The organism is Paenibacillus ihuae (genome assembly GCF_001368795.1).
GTDB classification, from domain to species: Bacteria; Bacillota; Bacilli; order Paenibacillales; family Paenibacillaceae; genus Paenibacillus_AQ; species Paenibacillus_AQ ihuae.
Window position 1 is genome coordinate 1,043,621 of sequence record NZ_LN831198.1, and the last position, 8,924, is coordinate 1,052,544.

Here is an 8,924-nt window from a genome sequence, read left to right on the forward strand (position 1 = left end):
CCGGGGATGTGATCAAAGTCAGCCTGACCGAACGGGAAAAGTCGGAAAGTCCGCTGACGGACATTACCGCACACAATGAAGTAACAAGTGTACCCGCAGCGGCGGAAATGACTGCCAATGCTACAAAAGATACTGTGACTGTGACGAAGGTGCCGGCCGGTGCTGAGGTTACTGTCTACGCAGCCGATGGCGTGACAGTACTGGGAACGGCCAAAAATGAAGCGGAAACAACAGGGGAAGTGACCGTGCCTGTACCGGCAGGATTGAAGTCCGGGGATGTGATCAAAGTCAGCCTGACCGAACGGGAAATGTCGGAGAGTCCGCTGACGGACATCACTGTCCACAATGAAGTGACAAGCGCACCGGTAGCGGCGGATATTATCGCCAATGCTACAAAGGATACTGTGACTGTGAACAAGGTACCAGCCGGTGCCGGGGTTACTGTCTACGCAGCCGACGGTGTTACCGTGCTGGGAACAGCCAAGAATGAGGCGGAAACATCCGGGGAAGTAACCGTGCCGGTACAGGCAGGATTACAATCCGGGGATGAAATCAAAGTCAGTCTGACCGAACCGGAAATGTCGGAGAGTCCGCTGACGGCCATCACTGTGCACAATGAAGTAACAAGCGCACCGGTAGCGGCGGATATTATCGCCAATGCAACTTCATCTACGGTCACCGTGAAGAATGTACCGGCAGGTGGAACAGTAACCGTATATGCCGAAGATGGCGTCACCGAACTGGCAACAGCTGTGAATGAGAGCGGAAGCCCGGCTGAATTGACAATTGCCATAGCTACCGGACTAGCCGATGGTCAGATTCTAAAGGTCGGCACACGGGAGCTTGGTAAGGATCAAAGCCCGCTCACCGAGATTCCTGTAGCCTATGAGCCTACTCAGGCGCCTGCTGCCGGAAATCTGACCGCTAATGCTACAACTGGTGTTGTTACAGTAAGAAATGTTCCAGCCAGTGTCACGGTTTCCGTCTATGCGGAGGATGGCACTACGCTGCTGGGTACAAGCTTCAATGATACCGGAGCTCCGGCTGAATTCCATTTTGACGTGAACGGTCTGGAGCCGGGGCAGGTCGTGAAGGTCAGCTTCACGGAAACGAACAAAGCGCAAAGCGCGAAGGTAGAAGTTGCCGCTGTCTATGAGCAGTCTGCTCAGCCGCAGGCAGGCAACATTGTAATCAGCGCCATTGATGGTACATTCACTGTAAATCAGGTGCCGGCCGGAGCTGTTGTTTCCATCTACACCAAGGAAGGCAAGCTGCTTGCCAGTGTAACCAATACCGGGGAAGTTGCTGGACCGCTGACCTTTACAGGATTACCGCTGGCTGAAGGAGATACACTGACTGTAACTCTTAGAGAGAAGCTGAGAACAGAAAGTGCACCACTAAGTGTTACCGTAGCGATTAAGTCTGCGGACGTTGTGAATGAAGCTTCCAAGACACTTCAAATCGGCTACACCGAAGGCGAAACCTGGGAGAATGTTCTAACTTCCCTGTCCCTGCCAACTACCGGAGGCTTCGGTACACAGGTCAGCTGGACTTCCAGTAAGCCGCAGGTTGTTGGGATTCCTTCCGCAACGGACGGCAGCATAAATGCCATTGTACACCGCGGTGCCGAGGATGAAGCTGTAGTTCTCAGCGCGACGGTCAGCCGCGATGGTGAAACGAAGACCCGTACCTTCCTGGTTGTTGTAACAGCCAGCGGAGCAATTAAGGTCGAGGACACGAGCAATATCCGCAATGTCAAAGCGAAGGATCAGTCGGACAACACCGCACTGGTTCCGGTCAAACGAATAAACGTTACCGCAGCAGACGGTACCAGCTCGAAGATTGACAAGGTAGTATTTGATTCGGCTAAGGCACAGGAGATTGTCACTGCTTCTGTACCTGGCTACAACAATTCATCTACGATCTACATTGATGAATTGCCGGGCGATGCTGCTGACGAAATCGCTGCTGAGGTTCCGGCAGCAACTGTTGCACTGCTCGGTACAAATAGCTTCAACCTGAATATCCAGAACGAATATTCAACGATTTCGCTGGATGCATCTACTCTGCGGTCCATGATGGCCGACAATCAAGATCTGTATTTCCGGATTGTGCCTGCCCGCAATACCAACGATGCAAAGAACCAGGTTCCTTCATCCTATGATAACCAGAACCTGAAGGCGCTGAGCCAGCCGCTGGATATCGAGACCAATTACACCGGATATAACACACAGTTGATGCTTCCATTTGCTAAAAACGGTGTGGATGTCAGTACAATGAATGCCAGCAGCCTTGCGGTATATATTGTGCACAGCGACGGTACCATTGAGCTGTCCAAAGGCACTGTCGTTAACAACGATAAGAACGAACCATATGGCATCTTGTTCGACATCTCTAAATTCAGCAGCTTTAGCATTGTAGAAACCAGCACTTCCCTTCCGGGAAGCATTGTCACTGGCCCGTCTACACCTTCTACACCTGCTGCACCTGTAGTGGTACCTAATGATACAGCAACTGCAACAGATACAGTTTATTCCCATGCTGCTTATATCAAGGGCTATGAGGATGGCACCTTCAAGCCAGACCGTGCGCTGACACGGGCCGAACTTGCAGCACTCCTTGCCCGCAACTTAGGCACTGAAGCAGCAGCATCAGGAGTAGTCTTTACAGATGTATCTGCGAAGCACTGGGCAGCGGCTGATATTGCCAAAGTTGCCGCAGCCGGTGTGATGAAAGGCGATCCTGACGGCAGCTTCAATCCGGAACGTGCGGTAACGCGCGCAGAGATGGCAATACTGAGCGCACGCCTGAAGCAATTGTCCTTTGACGAGAGCAGCGCAGCTGTTTCAGTAATTGCCGATGTAAACAAACACTGGGCCGCAGGGGCCATCGATGCCGTGAAAGCAGCGGGACTGATGACAGGCTTCGCGGACGGCAGCTTTGCTCCGGCCAAGTCGCTGACCCGTGCAGAAGCGGTTACTGTGATTAACCGCCTGTTCGGAAGAGGTCCGCTTAGCGGCGTGACCCGCTCCAGCTTCTCTGATGTTCCGGTTACCCACTGGGCATTTGCCGATATCGAAGAAGCCAGCCTTAACCACAAATACACTGTGCAGAACGGCAAGGAAGTTATCGCCGACTAAGCGTAAGCAATAACAACAGAGGCCTGTTTGAATTCCGGGTAGCCCCCGGCTTCAAACAGGCTTCTTTGTGCAGGAATGAAATTAAAGCGGCAAATCGCGCCGCGAGAAAATCTGAATGCCTGCGGCGAAGCACAGCAGCCCGGTCAGCAGCAGCCAGAAGGATATCCAGCCGATATTTGCCGTGCCTTGTACGATCTCGCCGGGGCGGTAAATTCTGCTGCTGATTCAGTTGTATATGAAGAGTTCCGGGGAGATGCTGGATGCGGTGGGCAAACATGAAGTCAGGGAACAGATTTTGGAGGAGCTGCTGCATCTGTTCTTTTACGGGCTTTGCGGGCTGGATCTTCCGAATAGATAGCCGGGTGACAATAAAGGGTTCAGGAGAACTGTGGCGCAGTCCTTCTATACCCTGTAATAACTATAACAGCGATTTAAACGAATGACGGATGACGTCGCCCCGGCTGATAATGCCAACGAGGACCCGGTTTCGTTCAACAGGTACTTTTTTGATCTGTTTTTTGCCCAGAATGGCGGCAATCCGTTCGATATCCTCGTCCCAGGGCACCGTGATGACTTTCTTTTTGGCGATGGCCATTACATTAAGATTCAGCAGCCGCCGGGTCCGTTCCTCAAATTCATCCTCATCGCCTTTGATCACATTCACTTGGAAAAAAGAGTCCACAATGAGGTCATCATGTTTGCCGATATAGCGCATAATGTCCCCATCGCTTAAATAAGCAACAATTTCATTTCGGTCGTTGATGACCGGCATGCCGCTGATCCGGTGCTCAATGCATTTTTCGATAAAGGTCCGTACGGTGTCATATTCCTTGACCTTATAGACCTGTCTGACCATGAATTCATGCGCTTTCATAAGGTTCCCCCAAGTAAGAATGGACTAGCTTTTATGAAAATAACTTGTATAATGAAAGTATATACTTGTATTATACAAGTTGCATGTGTGAAGTCAATGACCGCTGCATCTTACAACTAATTTGAGCTGTTATTCATAGAGAAAAGAGTGGAAAGAAAGGTTGCTGCACATCATGGACAAACGCCCGTTAGAAACGATTGAACTGGAGATGGCCATTCTCAGCCGCCGGCTGACTTCGATCAGCACCTACAAAAAATACGGCATCCTGGACCACTCTGCCTATCTGCTGCTGCATCAGATTGCCTCGAACGGCTCCGCCGGGGTGAAGGCGCTGGCTGATGAGTTTCACCTAGATATTTCCACGATCAGCAGGCAGGCTTCGGCACTTGAGCAGAAAGGGTATGTGATCCGTATACCAGATCCTTTGGACGGCAGAGCCTATACGCTGCAAATCTCTGATTTAGGCTTGGACATGCTGAAGAAGGACACGGACATCCGCCAGGACAAAATCGGACAGCTGCTCGAAGACTGGAGCGAAGAGGAACGCGAGCATTTCGGCCAGCTGCTGCAGAAACTGAATGAAGCAATTTTCCGGGTGATGTAAACGTAATGGTCTGACTTTTATAACCGGAGGTGTCTTATGAATCCCCAGGATCTTCAAGAAGAAAAGCTGCTTATCGCATTCGAGAACATCAAACGCCTGGCCACACGCACCAAATGGAATGATTCTATTCCTCACGGGGAATTTCTCATGATGTTCGTCATCCATGTCATGATGAAGAAGGAACGGTTAGAACCGGATACACCGGAATACCCGGGGGTGATGGTGTCCAAATTAAGCGAGCTGCTGCAAATCAGCAGACCCACCGCTTCCCAGGCTGTCAGCTCTCTGGAAGAGAAGGGTTATGTCGAGCGCTCCATGTCCGAAACAGACCGGCGGGTGATCTATATCAGCCTGACGGAGCAGGGGCGGCTGGTTTTCGAACAAACAATGGAACGGTATTCCTGCATCCTGAACGAGATTGTTGACAAGGTGGGCCGGGAAGAGGTCGACCAGCTGATTGTCACCTGCGAGCGTCTGCGGACTGTGATGGATGAAGTAAGGCAGCGGTTCACGGACGAACAGTCGGACGGAGAGCTGCAGGCAGCAGAAATAGGATAACGATGAATGAAGCCTTGTAGAGAATTTCTCTGCAAGGCTTTTTTTCGTGGGAATATAACCGGATTGTGCGGAGGCAGCGGACAAACGCCGGCCCAGAAGGGAAAAAGAGACGAAATGTATATCCCATATTCAGTCGAAAAAGTGCGTTAGAAGACCTAATTTATGTAATTATAAGTAACATGTAGTGATATATTTGTAAAAATAACGAATTCATATAGCTGATTCTTGTAATAAAAACGGAGACATATGAAATTTGTTGTAATATAATCTAACTCATAGGAAAGTTACAGAAAACGATGTTATATAAATTAACGCAAATAAAGCAACTAATGCAGGGAGGAAACGATAGTATGCAGATCACAGCATCGCCTTATGTGTGGCCTTACGACGGAGACCTGAATCCCCGGAAGACGGCGCTTATGATTATCGATATGCAAACAGACTTCTGCGGTAAGGGAGGGTACGTAGAGCAGATGGGTTACGATCTTTCCTTGACGGCTAAAGCCATTAAGCCGATTCAACGGTTGCTTGAGCGTATCCGCCGTGTTGAAGGCTTCACTATCATTCATACGAGGGAAGGGCATAAACCGGATTTATCGGATCTGCCTGCCAACAAGCGGTGGCGCAGCAGACAGATTGGGGCAGAGATTGGGTCTGATGGTCCTGCAGGACGGATTCTAGTCCGGGGAGAACGCGGCTGGCAGATTATTGAGGAGCTTGCACCCGCACCTGGCGAATTTATCATCGATAAGCCCGGAAAGGGAAGCTTTTATGCAACGGACCTCGACCTGATATTGAAGAACAGGGGAATCACCCACCTGATTCTTACAGGAATCACTACGGATGTATGTGTTCACACCACTATGCGGGAAGCGAATGACCGGGGGTACGAATGTCTGATTCTGGAGGACTGCACCGGAGCAACAGATCCCCGCAATCATCAGGCCGCACTGGAAATGGTGAAGATGCAGGGGGGCGTTTTCGGGAGCGTAAGCCACTCCGGAGAGGTCCTGAAAGCACTGGAACAGTATTAGGCTTGTTCACCGCTGATCGATATTGATTACTATGGCTACAAATACATCATAACGGGGGAATATCATATGTCGAAAAAGTTCAGAAAAGCAATGCTCGTCCTGTTATCGTCGCTGATGCTGCTGATTACCGCCTGCGGCTCCGGAGAGACCCTCAAAGCTGACGGTCAAGGAGATTCGGGGGAGCTAAAGAAGGTTGTACTGAGACTGAAATGGATTCACCAGGCGCAATTTGCCGGCTTTTATACCGCTGTTGAGAAAGGTTTTTACAAGGATGCAGGACTGGATGTGGACATTCGGCCGGGGGGATCGGATTTTCCGGCGGTGCAGATGGTGGCTTCCGGCAGTGAGCAGTTTGGGGTAACCGGAGCGGATCAGATTATTATTGCCAGAGAAAAGGGAGTGCCTGTCAAGGGAGTGTCGACGATTTACCGCAAAACGCCCTTTGTGATGTTCGCGCTGAAAGAGTCGGGTATTTCCACAATGGAGGATCTTGTCGGCCAGAAAGTAGGCATTAAGCTGGGCGGCAATGAAGAGTTGACATTCCGGGCTATGGAGAAAAGCGCAGGCATAAAAACTCCGGAAATCGAGGAAATGCCTATCAAATATGATCTTAGTCCGCTGCTGACAGGACAGGTGAAGGCGTGGCCGGGGTACGTAATTAATGAAGTGCTGGCTGTGCAGGAGCAGGGCAAAGAAGTGAACATCATTGATCCGAACGATTACGGCATCAATTTTTATGCGGATACGCTGTTTACAACGGAATCTATTATTAAAAAAGATCCTGAGATGGTCAAGAGCTTCGTGCAGGCGTCCATGAAAGGCTGGGACTACGCATTGAAGAACCCGGAAGAGGCGGCGGAATTCGGTTTGAAATATGGAGACAAGCTGGATCTGGATCATGAGGTAGCGATGATGAAGGCAAGCATTCCACTGCTGGAACCCGAGCAGTTGCCGCTTGGTTCGACGGAGGAAGAAGCATGGGGGACCCTGCAAAAGAGTTTGATTGAGCTTGGTTTTGTGAAGAAAGAGCAGGATCTGAAGACGCTGTTTACGAACGAATACCTGGAATAGGAGGCGGTCTTATGACGGCAGTGACAAAGGAACAGAAGAATCTCATTGTAGGCCAACGCCCCTTACAGGAATCCAAAGAGCGGGAAGTGATGCTCTCGTTATCCGACTGTTCCCTGTCCTTCGGAGAGGTGCAGGTGCTTAACCGGGTGAATCTGGATGTATACCGTAATGAATTCATTTCCATACTCGGTCCGAGCGGCTGCGGAAAATCGACCATGCTGAGGCTGATGCTGCAGCTGCTTGATCCCGACAGGGGCGGGCAGGTCACTTATGCTTCCTCCGACCTGTCGCTGGGCATGGTTTTTCAGAAGCCGGTGCTTATGCCTTGGCTGACGGCTGTTCAGAATGTCATTCTTCCGCTCGAACTCGGCAACAAGAAGAAGTTCACGAAGCAAGAAGCGCGGGAGAAGGCGGAAAGTGCGCTGCGCCTGGTGGGGCTGCAGGATTTTATGAATCATTTTCCGCATCAGCTAAGCGGCGGCATGCAGCAGCGGGCGGCAATTGCCAGGGCGCTGGCAGCTGATCCGGCGGTGCTTTTGATGGATGAGCCCTTTGGTGCCCTGGATGAATTGACCCGCGAGAAACTGAATTTCGAGCTGCTCCGCCTATGGGAGAGCCCCGAAACCAGCCTTAGCAGCATCGTTATGGTTACACACTCGATTCAGGAGTCGGTGCTGCTGTCTGACCGGGTGGTGATGATGTCGCCCCGGCCTGCCGGAGTTACGGATATTATCCGGGTTCCGTTGCCCTCGCCGCGGGAGGCGGGGATGGAGGAGCTGCCGGAATTCCACTATACAGTCAAGGAACTGAGAAAGAGGGTGAAGCATTTATGACAGCCAAGCTTAAAGACAGCCTGTATCCGTTCGGGTTCGGCCTGGGGTTTCTGGTGCTCTGGGAATTGGCCGTACGGCTCTTCTCCATCCCGGTATATTTGCTGCCTGCTCCCACTGCCGTCTTATCAGCAGTTGAAGCCTCTTTAGGCTCACATATGCTTGTTACCCTGATGGAATCTCTGGCCGGATTTATGCTGGCCAACATTCTGGGATTTGTTACAGCCGTAATTTTTGTACATTCAAAACCGATTGAGAAGGGTGCTTTTCCGCTGGCGATTGCCCTTAAGACAACACCGCTTGTGGCTTTGGCCCCTCTGCTGGTTGTATGGCTAGGGACCGGATATTCCTCCAAGGTAGTGGCGTCCACGCTGATCTGCTTTTTCCCGATACTGGTGAACAGTGTCAAAGGACTTAAGGCGATTGAATATGAAGCATGGGAGCTGTTTTCTACTTATAAAGGGACGAAGTGGGAAATTTTCTGGAAGCTGCGCCTGCCGACAAGTCTGCCGTACATTTTCTCTGCACTCAAAATCTCGACCTCACTGGCGATTGTCGGAGCTATTGTCGGCGAATTCGTCGGTGCGACTAAAGGGCTTGGATATGTTGTTCTGGTCTCGTCCTATCATATGGATACCCCGGTGATGTTCTCGGCGATTATCGCTTCGGCGGCTTGCGGGCTGCTGCTGTTCTGGTGTATCGGACTGCTGGAGAAAAAAGTTATCTTTTGGACAAGGAGCGATGATCTGTGATGAAATGCTCGGTAATAAAGGTGCCTGCCGGTGCCCCGCATGATACGTCAGGTCTTAAGTC

9 protein-coding genes are annotated in these 8,924 nt (G+C 51.0%); 8 read left to right on the top strand and 1 reads right to left on the bottom strand.

Going from position 1 to position 8,924, the window contains the following annotated elements; genetic code table 11:
• Together AQR02_RS32285 and AQR02_RS35090 are read left to right on the top strand one after the other, a co-directional pair.
• Positions 1-3,140 (top strand): S-layer homology domain-containing protein (locus AQR02_RS32285; protein WP_167347603.1); only part of this gene is annotated, 3,140 nt, incomplete at its 5' end.
• A 235-nt stretch (positions 3,141-3,375) separates the two neighbouring features.
• Entirely contained in the window at positions 3,376-3,498 is a 123-nt protein-coding gene (locus AQR02_RS35090; RefSeq protein ID WP_280818596.1) for a hypothetical protein, read from the top strand.
• A gap of 60 nt (positions 3,499-3,558) precedes the next feature.
• On the opposite strand, the gene AQR02_RS04635 is transcribed toward AQR02_RS35090, so the two are convergent.
• Positions 3,559-4,014, bottom strand: a complete 456-nt coding sequence (locus AQR02_RS04635; RefSeq protein WP_054939581.1) for a CBS domain-containing protein — start codon at positions 4,012-4,014, stop codon at positions 3,559-3,561.
• A 172-nt stretch (positions 4,015-4,186) separates the two neighbouring features.
• Between AQR02_RS04635 and AQR02_RS04640 the strand changes: the two genes are divergently transcribed.
• From AQR02_RS04640 to AQR02_RS04665, 6 genes are all read left to right on the top strand, one after another.
• Positions 4,187-4,618 (top strand): MarR family winged helix-turn-helix transcriptional regulator, encoded by a 432-nt coding sequence (locus AQR02_RS04640; protein ID WP_054941989.1) that lies wholly within the window; start codon positions 4,187-4,189, stop codon positions 4,616-4,618.
• 36 nt (positions 4,619-4,654) lie between these two features.
• Positions 4,655-5,176, top strand: coding sequence for a MarR family winged helix-turn-helix transcriptional regulator (locus AQR02_RS04645; RefSeq protein ID WP_054939582.1), 522 nt, complete (start codon positions 4,655-4,657; stop codon positions 5,174-5,176).
• A gap of 350 nt (positions 5,177-5,526) precedes the next feature.
• Positions 5,527-6,210 carry a biuret amidohydrolase gene (gene biuH, locus AQR02_RS04650; protein WP_054939583.1) on the top strand — a complete coding sequence of 228 codons (684 nt, stop codon included), beginning with the start codon at positions 5,527-5,529 and terminating at the stop codon, positions 6,208-6,210.
• A gap of 66 nt (positions 6,211-6,276) precedes the next feature.
• Positions 6,277-7,281 (top strand): ABC transporter substrate-binding protein, encoded by a 1,005-nt coding sequence (locus AQR02_RS04655; protein WP_054939584.1) that lies wholly within the window; start codon positions 6,277-6,279, stop codon positions 7,279-7,281.
• A gap of 11 nt (positions 7,282-7,292) precedes the next feature.
• The gene (locus AQR02_RS04660; protein WP_082451632.1) at positions 7,293-8,114 is read left to right on the top strand and encodes an ABC transporter ATP-binding protein; all 822 of its coding nucleotides are present in this window, start codon (positions 7,293-7,295) and stop codon (positions 8,112-8,114) included.
• The gene (locus tag AQR02_RS04665) at positions 8,111-8,863 is read left to right on the top strand and encodes an ABC transporter permease (protein ID WP_054939585.1); all 753 of its coding nucleotides are present in this window, start codon (positions 8,111-8,113) and stop codon (positions 8,861-8,863) included. Before AQR02_RS04660 ends, AQR02_RS04665 begins: the two co-directional genes overlap by 4 nt.
• The last annotated feature ends 61 nt before the right edge of the window (positions 8,864-8,924 follow it).